This window comes from Parapedobacter deserti (assembly GCF_042646065.1).
In the GTDB taxonomy this organism is placed as follows: domain Bacteria; phylum Bacteroidota; class Bacteroidia; order Sphingobacteriales; family Sphingobacteriaceae; genus Parapedobacter; species Parapedobacter deserti.
In genome coordinates, this window is the sequence record NZ_JBHRTA010000038.1 from 779,062 (window position 1) to 796,962 (window position 17,901).

Sequence of the window (17,901 nt, forward strand, 5' to 3'; positions counted from 1 at the left end):
GTCTCAAATCTTAAAAATATGGAAGCATACATCATAGCAGGATTTCGCACAGCAGTAGGTAAAGCGCCGCGTGGGGCGTTTCGTTTCACCCGAGCCGACGATTTGGCGGCAGACGTAATCAAACACTTGGTGACCTCCGTGCCCAACCTGGACAAAGATCAGATAGATGATGTCATCGTAGGCAATGCTACGCCCGAAGCTGAGCAAGGACTCAACGTTGGTCGGCTCATTTCGCTGATGGGACTGGACACCGATAAGGTGCCTGGTGTTACGGTAAACCGTTACTGCGCCTCCGGTTTGGAAACTATTGCCACAGCGGTAGCCAAAATCAAGGCCGGTATGGCCGAAGTCATCGTTGCGGGAGGCGTGGAAGTGATGTCAGGCATGCCGATGGGCGGGTGGAAGTTGGTGCCCAATCCAGAGGTAGCCAAGCGCCATCCCGATTGGTATTGGAACATGGGGCTTACTGCCGAAGCCGTAGCGAAGGACTACAAGGTAAGCCGTGAGGACCAAGACGAGTTCGCTTTTAAATCACATCAGAAGGCTATTGAAGCAACTAAAAGCGGTCATTTGACCGCAGGCGTTGTACCCATAACCGTGAAAGAAAACTATCTTGAAGACGGAAGGAAAATCAAGACCCGTGAATATGTGGTGGAAACGGATGAGGGTCCGCGGGCCGATACCAACTTGGAGGTGTTAGCGAAACTGAAGCCGGTCTTTGCCGCCGGGGGAAGCGTCACGGCGGGCAATTCTTCGCAAACGTCAGATGGCGCTGCATTTGTTTTGGTAGTTTCCGAAAAGAAACTCAAGGAACTCAATGTGCAGCCTATTGCCCGGTTAGTGAGCTATAGTGTAGCAGGCGTACCGCCACGCGTTATGGGGATAGGGCCCATCGAAGCCATCCCGAAAGCGTTAAAAATGGGCGGAATGAAATTGGAAGATATCGAACTCATCGAATTGAACGAGGCATTTGCATCACAGTCGCTGGCGGTAATTCGCGAACTGGGCATCAATTCCGATATATTAAACGTAAACGGCGGTGCGATTGCGCTTGGCCATCCGCTCGGTTGCACCGGCGCTAAGCTATCTGTGCAGCTTTTCAACGAACTGAAACGGAGAAACCAACGATACGGTATGGTCACCATGTGCGTGGGCACCGGGCAAGGCGCTGCGGGGATTTTTGAGATGTTATGATCGGTATAGCGTATTAGATTGTGCGTACCGAGCTATGATCTGAGTTGTGCGAAAAAATAAATTTATGGAAACGAAAAATAAGTCAGCAATCAAAGGTGGAGCATTCGTCATCAAAGAGACGTCGTATCAGGAGGTGTTCATACCGGAGGAGTTTGATGAGGAGCAGGTGATGATCCGGCAGACCTGTGAAGAATTCCTGAAAACGGAAGTCTTTCCGAATCTTGATCGAATTGATGCGCAGGAAGAGGGGTTGATGCTGGGCCTGCTCGGCAAGGCGGGCGAATTAGGTTTGCTGAGCGTGTCCATACCCGAGGCTTATGGCGGTTTCGGAAAGAACTTCAATACATCCATGCTCGTGGCTGATGCCATCGGCGCAGGACATTCGTTCGCTGTAGCGCTTTCCGCACACACCGGCATCGGCACATTGCCGATCCTCTACTATGGCAATGACGCGCAAAAGGAAAAGTACATTCCCAAGCTGGCTACCGGTGAATGGAAAGCAGCATATTGCCTGACGGAGCCCAACTCCGGGTCTGATGCCAATTCAGGGCGGACGAGCGCTAAGCGCAATGCCGAAGGCACCCATTACCTGATCAATGGCCAGAAAATGTGGATCACCAACGGCGGTTTTGCCGATGTGTTCATCGTATTTGCCAAAATCGATGATGACAAGAACCTTACGGCATTTATTGTGGAGCGTGATTTCGGCGGCATTACGATGAACCCCGAGGAGCATAAGCTGGGCATCAAAGGGTCATCCACACGTCAGGTGTTTTTCAACGATTGCCCGGTTCCAGTTGAAAACATGCTTTCCGAGCGCCAAAATGGTTTTAAGATTGCCGTGAATATCCTCAACGTCGGACGTATAAAATTGGGTGCAGCGACTATCGGTTCTTCGCGGCGTGTGATCAACCAGGCGATCAACTACGCAAATGAACGGGTACAATTCGGGCTACCCATTTCCAAGTTTGGTGCAATACGCTATAAGCTTGCCGAGATGGCCGTGCGCAACTATGCCGTAGAGAGCGCTGCCTATCGCGCTGGCCAGAACATTGACGACGCCTACGCAGCGTTGGTGGCAAATGGTATGGACGAGACCAAAGCGAAATTAAAAGCTACCGAACAATTTGCAATAGAATGCGCCATCTTAAAGGTTTGGGGATCAGAAATGCTGGATTACGCGGTCGACGAGGGTGTACAGATTTATGGGGGAATGGGATATTCTGCCGACGCCCCTATGGAGCGTGCATACCGTGATTCACGTATAAACCGCATTTTTGAAGGGACCAACGAGGTAAACCGACTGCTTATTGTAGATATGTTGCTCAAACGGGCGCTAAAGGGAGAGCTTGACCTGATGGGGCCAGCACAGGCAGTGACGGACGAGCTGATGGCCATTCCTGATTTCGGTGAAGTAGACTATACGGATTTTGTATATGAAAAGCAGCGGATCGCCAATCTTAAAAAGGCAGGGCTGTTGGTAGCGGGTGCTGCCGTGCAGAAACTGATGATGACCTTGCAGAAGGAACAGGAGATTTTGATGAATATCGCTGACATCATCGGCGATGTTTATTTGGCCGAATCTGTTTTGTTGCGTGTGGAAAAGCTAGCGAGCCAACGGGGTTTGGATGCGGTGCAAAGCCAGGTGGACATGGCTCGGATTTACCTGCATACCGCCGTCGATAGGGTCTACCTCGCTGGTAAGGAAGCCTTGCAATCCTTTGCTGAGGGCGATGAACTGAAAATGATGCTGGCCGGGTTAAGACGTTTTACGAAGGTCGAGCCGTACAACATCAAAGACGCCCGCCAACGGGTAGCTAAGCAGTTAATAGAAGCAAATGGCTGGTGTTTCTAATGACACAATGATTCACAAACACATGAAGCGGAGCCGGGACGATGGAAGTCGTTCCGGTTCTATTTGCCTGGCCATATGGAAACCACATGCTTTGTGCATCCATCTAATAAGAAAATTGTATTTTTGGTAGGTTAGCAACCGAGGGAGTATCAAAAACTGAAGCATTGGAGCTTGACGAGCAACGCCTTTTAGCGGAATACAAGCGAACAGGAGACCTGCAACTGTTAGGAAGACTGTACGAGCCGTATATGCCGTTGGTTTATGGGCTATGCCTGAAATACTATAAGGACGAAGTGAAAAGCGAAGATGCGGTCATGCAGATTTTCGAAACGCTTATCCCGAAATTGCGTGCCCATGACGTAACCAACTTCAGAAGCTGGCTATACACATTGGCAAAAAACCACTGCCTCATGGATCTACGAGTAACCAACCGTATCAATACGGTGGATATCGAAGAACACCTTGTGGAAAGTGACATGTTTCTGCATCAACATAATAAGGACGAGCGTATTCCGGAGGATCGGCTGGCCCAGATGGAATCGTGTCTGGGAGAGCTCAATGCCGAGCAGCAGCGCTGCATCCGGTTATTTTACCTGGAGCAGAAATGTTATAAAGACGTAGCTGAAATTACCGGGTACGACCTCAATAAGGTGAAAAGCCATATTCAGAACGGCAAACGTAACCTGAAGATCTGCATGGAAAGAAGAAAAGCGGAATGAGCAATTACTATATTATTCGAATACAGCGATACCTCAATGGCGAACTGAGCGGGGAAGAAATGCACCAGCTCGAACGGGAAGCGCTTGACGACCCATTGCTTCAGGATGCGATTGATGGGTATCGGACCCAAAAAGAGGTGAGCCATCGCCGGCTGAGCCTGCTGCAACAGCGCCTTGCGGCGCGTATCGCCGGGCGGGCTGCCGAACGCAATGCCTTTTACTTTGGGTGGCAGCGGTTGGCGGTGGCGGCTACGGCGTGTGTGCTGATGGTGTTGGTCCTCCTACTGTTATGGTTGCGTAACTATCCCGTATCGCAGCAGGCGGGTGAAAAGGAAGTACAAGTGGAATTAGTTCCATCCCAAGCCACTGCTGGTATTTATGCTGCAGCTATTGATGGAGGGAAATCTGACGCGACACCGGTGGGCGGATGGACATCCTTTAATGCCTATCTTAGCGAAAATAAGAAAGCCATGCTGCCTGCGGGTGAGGTAGCGCTAACCTTTCGGATCGATAGCCGAGGCAAACCAGTAGCCATTGAAAGTACCCATCGTGCGAACGCCGAGCTGTTGGCTGAAGCCAAGCGTTTGTTAGCTGAAGGACCTAAGTGGGAAGGAACCGCAGGAAAAATACGGGTCGCATTCCATTGACGCGCCTTTAGGCCGCCGATAAATTTGCAAATAAAGGCAAGTTTAGCTAAATTTGCTTTCCAGATGTCAGACTTACAGTTACATAGCGATGCTGATTTGGTATCGCAGCTGCGTGAGGGAGAAGAGCAAGCATTTACAGAAATCTACCACCGCTATTGGGACAAGCTACTTGCTATAGCTTATATGCACACCCGGGATAAGCCGAATGCCGAGGAACTGGTACAGGAAGTTTTCGTCAGCCTCTGGAACCGGCGCGCGAGCCTCGATATCAGGTTTCTTGATAACTATCTGGCGGTAGCCATTAAATTCGCTGTTTTCAAGCATCTGCATCGGAACAGAAGGCATACAGAAATCGAACATACCTATGCCGAAGGCGATGCCTTCCAACTGGATGAAGAACGGATCGATGCCCAGTTTCTGAAGGAATATCTCGAAGGGGTGGTAGAGCAATTGCCCGAACGTTGCCGGCTGGTTTTCCGGTATAGCCGTGATGAATACAAGAGCAATGCCGAAATTGCCCAGCAACTATCCATCAGCGAGAAAGCCGTTGAGGCCAATATTACCCGCGCTATCAAGATTTTGCGCCTTAGCTTACGTAAAGCAGGTCTTTCGCTGCTATATTTTCTTATTCAGTTTTAATTTTTTCGGGCGTTTTCAGATCGTTTATTAAAAAATAGTAAAAAAATAGTTAGCCGAATGTAGGGTTAGCTATGGGTGTGTGGTACCTATAGGTGTTATTTGCCATAAACTTAATGATGGAAAGCGACAAGTTAGACCGACTCATCGAAAAATACCTTAGCGGGTTGGCCACGCCAGCTGAGCGCGACGAACTGTTGTCGTGGTACCGGTCGCAGCATCCTGAAGCGGTGACTTGGGAATCGCCGCACGCAGACGAAGCCGAACGTGTCAAGCTGCGGATGCTTGAGGGCGTATTGGAGCAGACCGTGGCACGCCCCAATAAAGCAGTGCCGGCCAAGCCGCGCGGATCGTCACAATGGAAGGTCGCTGCAGCACTGCTGGTGGGGTTTTCGGTGGTCGCTTTTCTGCTGTTTCGTAATAACGAGAGCGCCTATGATGACAAGCTAATCGCTGAGGCACCTGCGCAACAGGCTGAAAACCGTTTCATCTTTTTGCCAGATAGCAGCAAGGTGTTGTTACGTCCCGGCAGCAAGCTGGAGTACGTCACCGATTTCGAGGGAAATACCAGGGAGGTTTCGTTGTGGGGAGAAGGATATTTTGATATCAAATCCAACCCTGACAAGCCGTTCATCATCCATACAGGCAAAGTGAAAACCCGGGTATTGGGTACGGCATTTACGATAAAGGCATCCGACCGGTTTGAGGAAGTATCAGTTACCGTGCAGCGTGGCGAAGTGTTGGTTCAGGAAGAAGACCGCGTGTTGGCTTCCCTTTCTTCAAACGAACAGGTGGTTTATCACGAGGCCGCATCACTAAACCCACAGAAGAATAAAGTGGCTGCTGAAGAATCCATGCAATGGGCGGCCTTGGACATGCGGTTCGATGGCATGTCGTTTGGGGACCTGGTAGCCCGGTTGGAGCGCCGTTACGATGTGCGGATCAAGTTTGAACGCGAAGAACTCGCCGCATGCCCTGTGAGCGGGCGGTTTCAGGGTACCGAAAGCCTGGAAGAGGTGCTGGATTTCCTCTGCGCCACGCGCAGTGCATCATACCACAAAACTAATCATAACCAATTGTTAATTGAGGGGGAGGGGTGTCAATTGCAATGAGGGGCGATTGATACCAGGGAGCAACAATGAACGGACTAAATTTAATCTTTATGAAAGGACTGATACATGATTTTCCATAGTCGCAGGCAGTGCATGAAACGTTGTACTGCCCATTAAAAAACTCCCCCGCCGTAGGAAGCTCAAGGGAGTTGGTGACTTAAAAATTTGGTAAACTTTTAAATCCATTACAAATAATGCAAAAATACTTCGTTTTTGCAAGCGGGGGGCCATGCGGTCCCTTCAATGCGCGTTCGCGAAACAAGCTACTATTTTTTATGCGGATAAATGTGATTTGTGGGGTACTGATGGCGTTGGCGATGAACCTACTGGGCACACCCAAGAGCATAGGCCAAAGTATCCACAAGGTGCAGGTGCGGCTGGAACTCAAGAACGTTCCGTTAAAAGCGGCACTGTCGGAATTGGAAGAAACATCTGGGATGACCATCTTTTATCCAACGGAAATCGTCGAACAATACGATGTGGCGTACTTGGATAAACGTAAGCGCTCTGTCGCCGAGGCGCTGGATGTTTTGCTGGCTAACACACCGTTGGCGTATGCTGAGTATGATGGTCGTATCATTCTCTCGGTAAAGCGGTCAGAAGGTCTGGCGGAAAAGGTGGCGGAGCATCAAGCCGCACAGCCTTCTATACGGGTTACGGGCATGGTGGTCGATCAGCAGGGCCGGCCGATACCGGGAGTAACGGTGGTGACCAAAGCGTTGTCGCAGTCGGCGACTCAGGTAAGCACGGCTACCGATGCCAATGGCCATTTCGGGATCAACGTACCCAATGAAGAGACGGTATTGGTGTTTTCATTGCTGGGACATAAGGGACAAGAGGTTGTCGTTGGAGAAAAGCGCGCTTTAAAGATCACCTTGGAAGAAGATGCGTCTATCCTTGAAGAAGTGGTCGTGACCGGTTTATTTGAACGACCGAAAGAAGTGTATACGGGGGCCGTTCGCTCATTCAATCAGGAAGAACTGCAGCAAGTTGCGGGCAACAACATACTTACAGCGCTGAAATCATTGGATCCCTCATTCCAGATGCCGGAAAATATTAATCTGGGATCCAACCCGAACGCGTTGCCTGAGATAACCCTGCGCGGAGGGAATAGCTTGGTTGATCCTACTGGCGCGACGGCCAGCCCTTTCAACTATCAGAGTGCACCAAACACGCCGTTATTTATCCTTGATGGATTTGAGGTTTCCCTTACCCGTATCAATGATCTTGACCTGACACGGATCAAGTCGGTAGACCTGTTGAAGGACGCCACGGCTACAGCTATTTATGGGTCGAGAGCCGCAAATGGCGTAGTGGTTATCGAAACCATCCGACCCAAAGCCGGTGATCTGCGGGTGACCTATACGGGCAATACTTCCTTGGAAATGGCCGATCTGTCAGATTACAATTTACTGAACGCACGGGAAAAGCTGGCTATTGAAGAACGCACCGGCGTGTACTCCTTTTACGGGGATACCCGCATCGAACAACAGCTGGAGCATTACTACAATCACCGTCTGTCGGAAATCGAACGCGGGGTGAATACCGATTGGACAACCTTGCCGATACAAGTGGGTGCAGGACATAAACATAATCTTTACATAGAAGGTGGCGATGAAAGTATACTCTACGGTATCGGTGGAACGTACTTGAATATGCAGGGGGTGATGAAGGGATCCAGCCGCCGAAACATATTAGGAAATGCGTATCTGGCCTATCGAAAAAATGGTTTGAATGTACGCAATGAGGTCACGGTCACCAGCAATCTAGGCAAAAATTCGCCTTACGGCACTTTCCGACAATATACACGTCTGAATCCCTATTGGACGCCCTATAATGATGACGGCACGTTGAAGTATTATCTGGAGGAAGTGTATGATGAATTTGGATATCGCTTGACCAACTTCGATTCTTACGATAATTTGGACGGCATTATCCCGTCGAACAACAATCCGGTGCGACCGATGAATCCGCTCTATAATGCGAATTTAGGAGTGGTTGACCAAACAGGTTATACGAATATTATGAACAATACGGCACTGCAATGGCAGGTGAACCCTTGGTTACGACTGACCGGTAGTGTGGCTTTGCAGTTTCAGTGGGATGAGTCGGATCGCTTTTTGCCCGCGCAACATACATCTTTTTCGGCTACGGAAACTTTCGAGCGGGGCGCTTACGATAAAGGACATGGCAAGCGAACGAACTATGACGTCAACTTGGGAGCGAATGTAAACAAAGCCTTTGGCAAGCATTTACTGTTTGGAACGCTCGGGATGAACGCACAGCAGGTGAAGAGTTTTTCCAACCTTTATACGGTCGTAGGTTTTCCGAACGCCCGCATGGATGATGTGACACAGGGGCTGGGTTTTAGAGACGGATCAAGCGTGACGGGCGACGAAGGATTTACCCGCTTGCTAGGTGCTTTTGTGAATGGTTCCTATGCCTATGATAACCGTTTCTTGATGGATGCTTCTTTCCGCCTGGATGGCTCTTCGCAGTTTGGAGCAAACAACCGTATTGCCCCTTTCTGGTCGCTCGGTGGAGGATGGAATGTGCATAATGAGCCGTGGTTGCAAGAAGAAGAATGGCTGGATATGTTTAGGATGCGTTACTCTTTCGGGTATACCGGTTCGCAGAATTTTGCGTCCTATCTGGCCAGGACCACTTCGCGCTTCTATAACAACATGGATTACCGGGGCATGATCGGTTCCTACCTGCTAGGTTTTGGTAACGACGATCTGTCTTGGCAGAGAACGCAAAAGAATAACTTTGGTTTCGATATCAATGTGTTTAATCGCCTGAATGTCGTGGGTAACTATTATATAGAAACCACACAGGGCTCTATCGGTACGGTGACTACAGCGCCTTCTTCAGGTTTTACGAGTTATTCCGAGAATATCGGTGACATGAAAACGAAGGGGTATGAACTTTACGTGCGTTACAATATTATCAACTCCATGTCTAATCGCAACAATTGGGCGGTTTTTGCGAACTTGTTCCGCGTAGATAACGAGATTACCAAGTTGTCAAGCACCTTGGAAGCCTTGAATGGGCGGGCAGACACAACGTTGTCCTCCGTGCCGATTACGCGGTATGCCGTTGGGCAGTCCACCAACGCCATTTGGGCCGTGAAATCACATGGGATTGATCCGGCATCGGGCTATGAGATTTTCGAGAAACAAGACGGTAGCTTGACCAATATTTACGATCCCCGCGATCAAGTGATCATTGCAGATGGCCGCCCGAAACTGGAGGGAACCTTCGGGACAAATTTTGAATACAATGGTATTGGGGCCAACGTATTCCTTCGCTTCCGCATTGGCGGTTATGCCTACAACCAGACGTTAGTTGATCGGGTAGAAAATGCCCAGGTAAATATCTACAATGTAGATCGCCGTGTGGCGGAAGAGCGTTGGCTGCAGCCGGGAGATGTTACTTTTTTCAAGGGCTTGCTTGATTATAATGGTTTTGCCATTAATACGCCGACTTACAACTCCTCGCGCTTTGTGCAACGCAGTGATTTGCTCTCTCTGGAAAGTGTTTCGGTATACTACCGCTTCAGCGATGCGCTAAACAAACGCCTAAACCTGTCGAATACACGCATTACTTTGTTTAGCAACGAGCTGTACCAATGGTCCGCTATTCAGCGCGAACGTGGATTGGATTATCCGTTTTCCAGAACGTTTACGTTGCAGTTTACCACCTCATTTTAAGATAGGATTATGAAGAAGAATATAAATAGAAATATACAAACCCTGTGCTTCGGCTTTGTTTTGATGTTTATGGTCGTATCCTGTAATAAATGGCTGGATGTTCGTCCGTCGAACCAATTCGATGAACAAGAACAGTTCCAAACGGCACAAGGTTATATAGATGTGTTGGTTGGAACATACCAATCCATGAACGATGAAGCGACCTATGGCGCCGAGCTGAGCTTCCGCTTTGTAGACGTGCTGGCACAATTGTATGCGAACAAGAGCAATAGCAACACCGATTATTACGGCTTATCCGCCCGTTATGCCTACACCGAGGCGAACGATACCCGACATAGTCCGAGAACCGTCATCGAGAACCTTTGGGCAAAGCAATATAACAGTATTGCGCAGCTGAATTATTTGTTGAAGCATATGGACACCCAGCCGGCGGAATTGTCGGAAAGAGATTACCGCCTGATCAAGGGAGAGGCGTTGGCTTTACGGGGCTTCCTGCATTTCGATTTGCTGCGCTTATTTGCGCCGGCTTACAGCGAGGCAACAGCCAATGAACCGTCAATTCCGTATGTAACGGAATTTACCGTTTCGCCGAGCGATGTGCTGACTGTCGCCGAAATTTTGGAGCGCATAGAAACGGATATGTTGGCGGGCATCGCCTTGCAGGAGGAAATGCAGAACATCGATCAAATAGCGGGTAATCAAGGGGCGACCGTGATCGGTGCAGAGTTATTCTATATGTTTCGCCAAAATCGCATGAATTACTGGGCGGCGAAAGCCTTGCTGGCACGAATGTACCTCTACGCTGGCGATAAAGTGAATGCCAAGATTTATGCGGATGAGGTGATCAATAGCGGATGGTTCCACTTCTCGCAGATTTCTGGTAGAAATTATGACGAGCGGGATGAACGCTCCAATATTATTTATACGTCGGAGCATATTTTCTCCCTACATCATTCCCGCCTGAACGACGTAGCGGATGACTTCTTCAAGACCAATGCTTTAGAGCCCGAAGGAAGAGACCTGTTTAATACCCAATCGGTGCTGAACGGTATCTATGAAACTACTGTCGATGGCCTGGGTTCGGACATTCGCTCGTCGCTTGCTTCACCAAGCCGCTGGTCGGCGCATAGTAATTCGGCCGTCTATTCCAAGAAATATTATTCCGATCACAGTACGAATGTTAAGCAGCGCCTGATACCGTTGATTCGCCTGCCGGAAATGTATTATATCGCTGCAGAATCGGCGACGTCCTTAGCAGAAGCTCGGGAATACCTGAATGTTGTTCGCGAAGCACGAAACATCGCTGTGCCCTTTACCGCCGAGAACTTGCCAGGTGAAGCAGCGCTCCAGGATGAACTATTTAAGGAATACCGGAAGGAATATTATGCAGAAGGGCAGCTGTGGTATTTTTATAAGCGTTTTGGCTATGCTAGCTTGCAAAACAGTGTTTATTTTGGAGCTATGAACGCCGTGTATACCTTGCCGATTCCGGATACTGAAATAGAGTTTAACCCTGACTATCAATAAGGAAGAGAAATGAAAAAAAGAACGATATACGGCCTGTTGGCCCTGTTGTTGATACTGGGCTGTAAGGAAGATGAACGTCTCATGTTTGAGGACGAAGCCAGTGTATATTTTGGTGCGCAATTGAATAACGGCGGTTTTTATAGTCTTGATTCGCTCAACTATTCCTTCGCCTTCGAGCCGGAGGAGGTGGAACAGGATACCTTCTACGTATATTGCCGGATTACAGGACTGGCGGCGGATCACGATCGCAGGATCAACTTTGTCGCCGATGAGGGTAACGATGCGAAATCTGGTTACCACTATGAGATTTTGAACCCGCTGATTCCTGCAGGTCAATACGGCAACGATATTGCCATCGTGTTGTACCGCCAGCCAGGACTGCGGGATTCTTTGGTAACCGCTTTGCTACGCATCGAGGATTCAGAGGATTTGCGGGCAGGATACGACGATACAGGAGCTCAGCCAGTTGGACGATCGGAATATACCCGTCGGGAGTTTAAGTTTACCATCACCGACCAGCTGCTGAAACCAACGAATTGGGACAGCTCCTGGCTGTCTTCTTTCGGGGAATATTCGGAGGTGAAGATCCGCTTTATCAGCAGTGTGACGGGATACACCAACTGGGGGAGCAACCCCTTGCCGCAGGATAGAAATTTTATTGTGCAAACGGCTTACCAAGCGTTGTATAATTACGAACAGCAAAACGGCGATTTGATCGACGAAAATGGTAATCCGGTTAAATTTTATTAGGCAATGAAGAAGATGAAAATAATAGGATACATGCTGCTGCTTATCACGATCGGCGCATGTACAAAAGATAAGAATAACTTTTCCTACGAAGAGCCGATTACCTTTGATATTAGCGATGAAGAAGCGCCTGATGTCATTGAAATTGGTCTAGGGCAGCACTTACGCCTGTCGCCAAACTTCGACGATTCGAAGGGCGATTACAGCTATCTCTGGATTGCTGCGCGAAATAATTCGGCGGTGAGCTATCGTGAGCCAAGAGACACACTGAGTAGGGAAAAAGAACTAGAAACGGAGATTTCCGACTTTTTCATTCTTGGCGAACCGTATCGACTTACTTTTAAGGTAACGGATAATAAGAGTGGGGTTTCTGGGTTTTATTTTTACGACCTGCGCATTACCAATCGCTATAGTGAAGGTTGGATGGTTTTGGAAGATAAAGGAGGTTTTGCAGACTTTTCCATGCTGTTGCCGGATACTTCGGTAGAGCGTGGTATCTATTCACTGATCAACCCGAATTACCCCATCGCGGAGCCCCTGATGCTCAGCCTGTCTTCGGGTTCAGTAACAGATGACGTCTCACCCACCGGAAGAAAATTATACGTTGCAGGCAAGCGTGATGCGGTAGAACTGGATCCGTTGACCCTGCAAATACGCTATAATCTGGATGCCCTATACTTCGTGCCACCAGCCACCAAAAATTTATCCTTTATCGGTTGGTCGGGAACGAATTTAGGTGTAATCCTTAACGATGGTCTATTGCAGGCGAATATGACCGGTGGTTTTCCGGGTGCGAAGAAATTTGGGCCAAGTATGCAGGCACCGGATGTGGAGTACGATTACCAGATTGCCCCTTTTACCGCGAATATTGGGGAGTACAATTGGCGGGCTCACCCCATCGTTTATCAGCATATTCTCTACGATCATCAAAATCAACGTTTTTATACGACTGGTGGACAAACAGTAGATGCTTTTCCGACTAATGCGAGCAACCCGTCTATTTTCGACATGAATGATGTAGGCTTGGGCATGCATTATATGGGTGTGGCTAATATAGCTAATGCACATAATGCCGTGATGTACGAAGGTACGCAGCCTTATTTGTTGCAATTTTCTTGTGTCACCACCCAAGGAAACCCCGTGATCACCCGCATGAAGCAAAGTATGAATGCTCCTTATATTCTGGATACAGAAGCGGCGAATATCGCCTCTTCATCCCAATCGGCGCATATCTTTTACGGCTATGAAAATCGACTGTATCGCTACGGCGTCAATGCAAATTCGACAAGCCAGTTGCATACATTCCCGGCAGGAGAGGAAATTATCAATACGAAGTTTAGAGCCATAGACGATAACGGTCGTGAATACGGTGAATTGCTGGTCGCGACCTGGGATGGCCAGGAAAGTAAATTGTACCTATTCTCCGTATCCCTGGCAGGCCTCGTCGGTGAACCTAGCGACGCCATCGCCGGTTTTGATAAGATTTTTGATATGGTGTATAAAGGCGAATCGTAGAGGCGTAGTGCATATGTGCTGTAACAAACATGCATACGCCCTTGCGGAAAAAAGCAATTTAACAATAAAGCAGAAACAAGAAAATAGAACAATGAAAAAATTAATCACAGCAGCCCTGATTTTCGCCGCAAGCGCAACCATGGCACAAAGCAGTCTGCAAGAAAAAAGAGCGGAATATGCGGAAATAGCCGAATCCGGCTCGAAAGCGGAAAAAGACGTGTTAGCCAAGGAGCTGCTTCAAGTAGCAAGAACCTCTAAAGATGAAGGCGATCTGATTTTTGCGAGCAATTTCATCTACCGGCTTGGGCATGAAAACAGTGCCGATTCCATACGCAAAGAAGTAATTCGCAAATTCCCGAAAGGGGTTACGGCACGCGATGCGTATATTCGAGGCTTTTACGATTTGGAAAGTACCGCAGAAATGGAGAAGAAGTTCAAGAGCTGGGTAAAGAAATGGCCGATGGAAAAAGCCGAAGGCGATAAACTGAACTACGATTACGTGCTAGCTTCCATGGCACGTACTTTTGCGCAGGAAGGTAATAAAGAGAAGGCAGTGATGTATGTGGAGCAGATGAATGAGCGCTTCTGGCGCGCGCAGGGCTATATCCCGGTAGCGACCATTTTCCTGCAGCAAGGTGATACAACGGCGGCCTTACCGCTGATCCGGACGGCTATTGATGATGCGGAGTACTACATCAATCTACCAAAAGAGCAAAAGGACAACAAGGCCGGATTTGCCGCGGTAGGCTATCCGGGCTATGTAAGTCAGTTGGCTGCCGTGTATGACGCGCAGGGCAAGCAGGTGGAAGCATTGCAGCTCGTTGAGAAGGCAATCGCGTTGGTGCCAGACCAGGCACCCCGTTTCAGTGCGATCTACTTCAAGGGGCTGGAAGCGGCCGGCCGCAAACTGGAAGCCCTGCAACAGTTGGAGCTCCTGTACAAGCAAGGCGTATTTACACACAAGGACAAGATGAAGGAGCTGTACACCGTATTGAACGGATCGGAGAAAGGCGTGGAAAACTATTTCGCCCGACTGGATGAAGACGTTATCAAAGGAATTCGTGAACATATCAAGCAGATGGAGAACTACAAACCGGCTCCGGATTTTGAATTGCTCAATTTAAAGGGCGAAAAAGTATCCTTGGCTAGCCTCAAGGGCAAGGTGGTGGTGCTTGATTTCTGGGCGACCTGGTGCCAGCCCTGCATCCGGTCGTTCCCGGGCATGAAAGCGGCGCAGGAGATGTACGCGAACGATGGCGATGTTCAGTTTTTATTCATCAATACCTGGGAGCGCGATAAAGAGTACAAGACAAACGTGGTCGACTTCATAACGAAAAACAACTATCCATTTGAGGTATTGTACGATGACCAAAAAGATGCAGAAACAGGCGAGGTTATAGCTGCTAAATATGGTGTAAAGGGAATTCCAGCCAAATTTATTATCGACGAGGAAGGCAATATCCGCTATTTTTTGACGGGTTCTTCGCCAAACGTGGACTATATCAGGTTGGAAATGAAGGAGCTGATTGAAGCGGCGAAGCAGCCAAAGGGATAATCGAAAATCCGTGCGGAGGGACAGTTTCGAGGAGGTATTCATTCACGATTGGCGCATCCCCCGTACGGATGCGGCAGTCCGGTGTTTGATTGGAATGGGCAGTTCAAGGGGCTCAATATATCGCGGTCTGGTGAGGCTTTACGTTTTGCATATTCTTCAATATATAACCTATTGAGTTATGAATAAAGCAATTGCTTTCATTATCGGATTCCTATGCGTTGGCACAGGTGCCTTCTCCCATCAACGCGGTGAGGCGATCCCTCAATCTTACACTTACAAAGTTAAGGGTAAAATTAGCGGTATAAAGACCGGAACTTCGATACGTCTGCTGTATCGGCTTAGCAAATTCAGAACGGATACCTTGGGCACAGCAGCGATCAAGGGGGGTCGGTTTGAGCTCAAAATCACACCGGCCATGATAACAAGGAACGGCCAACAGTTGGTCAAAGTCGGTACCCACGAGTCTCCTGGCACAAAGGAATTAGCAGGGATGTTATGTTATCTGGCCATCGATTCGGTACAGCAGGAGCTTCCCCTTTTTTTAGACCCCGACGGGATAGCCGTCAAGTCGACTGCGCGCGATTGGCCTGATGCGAGTGTGTCAGGTTCGGCTATCAATTCCGATTTTTTAGTATTTAAGAAACAGTTGATTGATAAATATCCGTATTTTGATACGCTGTTTTTCCCAGAACCCGAAAAAGTCTATGCGGAGCTTGTCGAGCGTGCTTCCGACATATACAAAGCGGAAGGGAACGGTGAGCGTTTCAGGGAGTGGGCCGATCGGTATCAGATTTACACCGAGGCCTTGATAGGCTTCGTTGAGCATCATCCCGATGCTGCGTTCAGTGCGTTTTTATTGAGCGGATCGAGATCCTATGATGTACAGCGAATCAATGCCAGGAGTAATTTTAGTGCGCTGTACAATGGCTTAACCGAAAAAGCGATGGACAGCTTTTACGGAAGACTTCTGTCATTTACGAAGGCTTCGATGGAACATGAGGACAGCTATGATTTTATAGGGATAGGAGATTCTGCTCCAGCGATCAATCAACTGGATTTGAATGGGAAACCTTTTTCACTTCAAGAGCTGTTGTCTGAGTATGGGAAGTGCGTATTGATCGATTTCTGGGAGTCGTCCTGCGCGGCCTGCCGGAAAAAAATGCCTTTTTACAAACAACTCTTGAATGAGTTCGGCGACCGGGGATTCAGCGTTGTGGCATACGCCCATGACAAAGACGAAAGAATCTGGAAAAATGCCATCGCCAAAGACGGTACCTGGGCGTTTCATCATTTGGGTGCCGTGCAAGATCCAGAGAAGTCGGTCGTTAGTAATTACAAATCGTCTGTCGCGTATCCTGGTTTTCTTATTGATAGCGATGGTACAATTATAGCTAAGTCGTTGAATGAAATAGATCTATTCTTGACAATCAGCGGAATGTTATCCGAGAAAAGCAGTAAATGATTCAGCTATTCGTTAATCCTAACGGCGACGAAGAACATGTTGATATACTTCGCCCCCTGCCAAGACGTAACAACATAATACATTACCGCTTCAATGCACGAGCCCTGACTTAAAATCCTCGTTGTTATAAAACAAATACTTCTCAATACCTACGTTTGTGCCGCCATGGATAAACAGGGGCACTGGTCAATTCGAATACATATCAAAAAGTTGTTCTAGGCTCGGATCACTTGGTCGCGGTGCATTATCAGCGATTACATTGCCATTCGTGTCCAGTATAAAATACTGGGGTATACTTTTTACCTGGTATTCGGGTAACTGTTCCTCTGAGTTGGCTTGTAACCAGTCTTGCTGTACTTTGTCCGTGGATAAATAGACAAATGCGATATCTTTGTATTTCTTCTTGAGTTCAAGTGAATTGGGCATCTCCACTCGGCAGGGGGCACACCAACTAGCCCATATATCGACATAGACATGCCGGCCTTTATATCGTTCCATCATTTGTTTCCATGACAACCGCTCCCCGTTCGCCTGAAGCATGGGTTCATCAAGTGCTGCGTCCAACTCATATTTATTCAAAAACCGATTTTTTATGAATGCATGGTAAGCCGTGTCTTCAAAACTCCCCGCAAGCGAGGACAAGGCGGTCTTCCTAGTTGATCCACTGATTTTTTCTGAGAACAAATCAGATGCGAATCGATACAATATATAGTCTCTGGTAGCACCCTTATTTATTTAAACTGATGTCCGCTTCATTATGTACAGCGAATGAATCAGACATGCAACAATTCGTTGATAAATGAGAAAAAATCTAAGGAAAATTATTTGTATGAATCAAGAGTGGCGCATCCGCTTTAATTCGTCCGGATATCCACACACTTGGGAGTTAATGGAGCGTAAGCATCTGGTCATTAGCAATCAAGCGGACGTTGATGGGTTGGTCGATGGGAATGATTCGAGTCGCGGAATCCGCCTGATAGGCCGTCACATTCAGCTTGCCTCCGGTTTTTTCCGAGCGAATTTCTCCCCTTGGCGTCTTTACTACAAACGCACGCCTCGTATCCGGAGCGATATCGAAAAACGCTTTTCCATCATCCGCGACGTGGCGCTCATCAGAACCAAATGGCATAGGGTATGCCAACGCAAGCTTCCGAATTTTTGCTGGTAATTGACGAAATCCAGAAGATTTCAAATTGGATGGATCCGCTGGCGTTGTTTT

At 48.3% G+C, this 17,901-nt stretch carries 14 protein-coding genes; 12 read left to right on the forward strand and 2 right to left on the reverse strand.

Translation table 11 applies throughout. The features are described from left to right. Positions 1-18 precede the first annotated feature (18 nt). The 12 genes from ACFOET_RS15895 to ACFOET_RS15950 all read left to right on the forward strand — a co-directional run bounded on the left by ACFOET_RS15895 (position 19) and on the right by ACFOET_RS15950 (position 16,682). The gene (locus ACFOET_RS15895; protein WP_379024435.1) at positions 19-1,194 is read left to right on the forward strand and encodes an acetyl-CoA C-acyltransferase; all 1,176 of its coding nucleotides are present in this window, start codon (positions 19-21) and stop codon (positions 1,192-1,194) included. A 64-nt stretch (positions 1,195-1,258) separates the two neighbouring features. Continuing rightward, on the forward strand, positions 1,259-3,049 hold the full coding sequence (locus ACFOET_RS15900; RefSeq protein WP_379024437.1) for an acyl-CoA dehydrogenase family protein: 1,791 nt from the start codon (positions 1,259-1,261) through the stop codon (positions 3,047-3,049). 164 nt (positions 3,050-3,213) lie between these two features. Then, positions 3,214-3,768 carry an RNA polymerase sigma factor gene (locus tag ACFOET_RS15905; protein WP_379024439.1) on the forward strand — a complete coding sequence of 185 codons (555 nt, stop codon included), beginning with the start codon at positions 3,214-3,216 and terminating at the stop codon, positions 3,766-3,768. Next, positions 3,765-4,415 (forward strand): hypothetical protein, encoded by a 651-nt coding sequence (locus ACFOET_RS15910; protein ID WP_379024441.1) that lies wholly within the window; start codon positions 3,765-3,767, stop codon positions 4,413-4,415. Before ACFOET_RS15905 ends, ACFOET_RS15910 begins: the two co-directional genes overlap by 4 nt. 63 nt (positions 4,416-4,478) lie before the next feature. Beyond that, positions 4,479-5,054, forward strand: coding sequence for an RNA polymerase sigma-70 factor (locus ACFOET_RS15915; protein WP_379024443.1), 576 nt, complete (start codon positions 4,479-4,481; stop codon positions 5,052-5,054). 113 nt (positions 5,055-5,167) lie between these two features. Then, positions 5,168-6,163 (forward strand): FecR family protein, encoded by a 996-nt coding sequence (locus ACFOET_RS15920; protein ID WP_379024445.1) that lies wholly within the window; start codon positions 5,168-5,170, stop codon positions 6,161-6,163. A 275-nt stretch (positions 6,164-6,438) separates the two neighbouring features. Then, complete coding sequence (locus ACFOET_RS15925) at positions 6,439-9,876, forward strand: SusC/RagA family TonB-linked outer membrane protein (RefSeq protein WP_379024447.1); 3,438 nt, start codon at positions 6,439-6,441, stop codon at positions 9,874-9,876. A 9-nt stretch (positions 9,877-9,885) separates the two neighbouring features. Then, a complete protein-coding gene (locus ACFOET_RS15930) occupies positions 9,886-11,403 on the forward strand; it encodes a RagB/SusD family nutrient uptake outer membrane protein (RefSeq protein ID WP_379024449.1) in 1,518 nt (505 codons plus the stop codon). A 9-nt stretch (positions 11,404-11,412) separates the two neighbouring features. Then, positions 11,413-12,153 (forward strand): DUF4843 domain-containing protein, encoded by a 741-nt coding sequence (locus tag ACFOET_RS15935; RefSeq protein WP_379024451.1) that lies wholly within the window; start codon positions 11,413-11,415, stop codon positions 12,151-12,153. A gap of 3 nt (positions 12,154-12,156) precedes the next feature. Further along, on the forward strand, positions 12,157-13,665 hold the full coding sequence (locus ACFOET_RS15940) for a PKD-like family lipoprotein (protein ID WP_379024453.1): 1,509 nt from the start codon (positions 12,157-12,159) through the stop codon (positions 13,663-13,665). Between the two features lie 91 nt (positions 13,666-13,756). Then, positions 13,757-15,220, forward strand: coding sequence for a TlpA family protein disulfide reductase (locus tag ACFOET_RS15945; RefSeq protein ID WP_379024455.1), 1,464 nt, complete (start codon positions 13,757-13,759; stop codon positions 15,218-15,220). A gap of 178 nt (positions 15,221-15,398) precedes the next feature. Beyond that, complete coding sequence (locus tag ACFOET_RS15950) at positions 15,399-16,682, forward strand: redoxin domain-containing protein (RefSeq protein ID WP_379024457.1); 1,284 nt, start codon at positions 15,399-15,401, stop codon at positions 16,680-16,682. A gap of 186 nt (positions 16,683-16,868) precedes the next feature. Here ACFOET_RS15950 and ACFOET_RS15955 read toward each other — a convergent pair whose 3' ends face one another. Together ACFOET_RS15955 and ACFOET_RS15960 are read right to left on the reverse strand one after the other, a co-directional pair. After that, complete coding sequence (locus tag ACFOET_RS15955) at positions 16,869-17,261, reverse strand: TlpA family protein disulfide reductase (RefSeq protein WP_379024459.1); 393 nt, start codon at positions 17,259-17,261, stop codon at positions 16,869-16,871. 307 nt (positions 17,262-17,568) lie between these two features. Then, positions 17,569-17,811: a FecR family protein gene (locus tag ACFOET_RS15960; RefSeq protein WP_379024461.1), complete on the reverse strand. Its 243-nt coding sequence runs from the start codon at positions 17,809-17,811 to the stop codon at positions 17,569-17,571. Positions 17,812-17,901 lie beyond the last annotated feature (90 nt).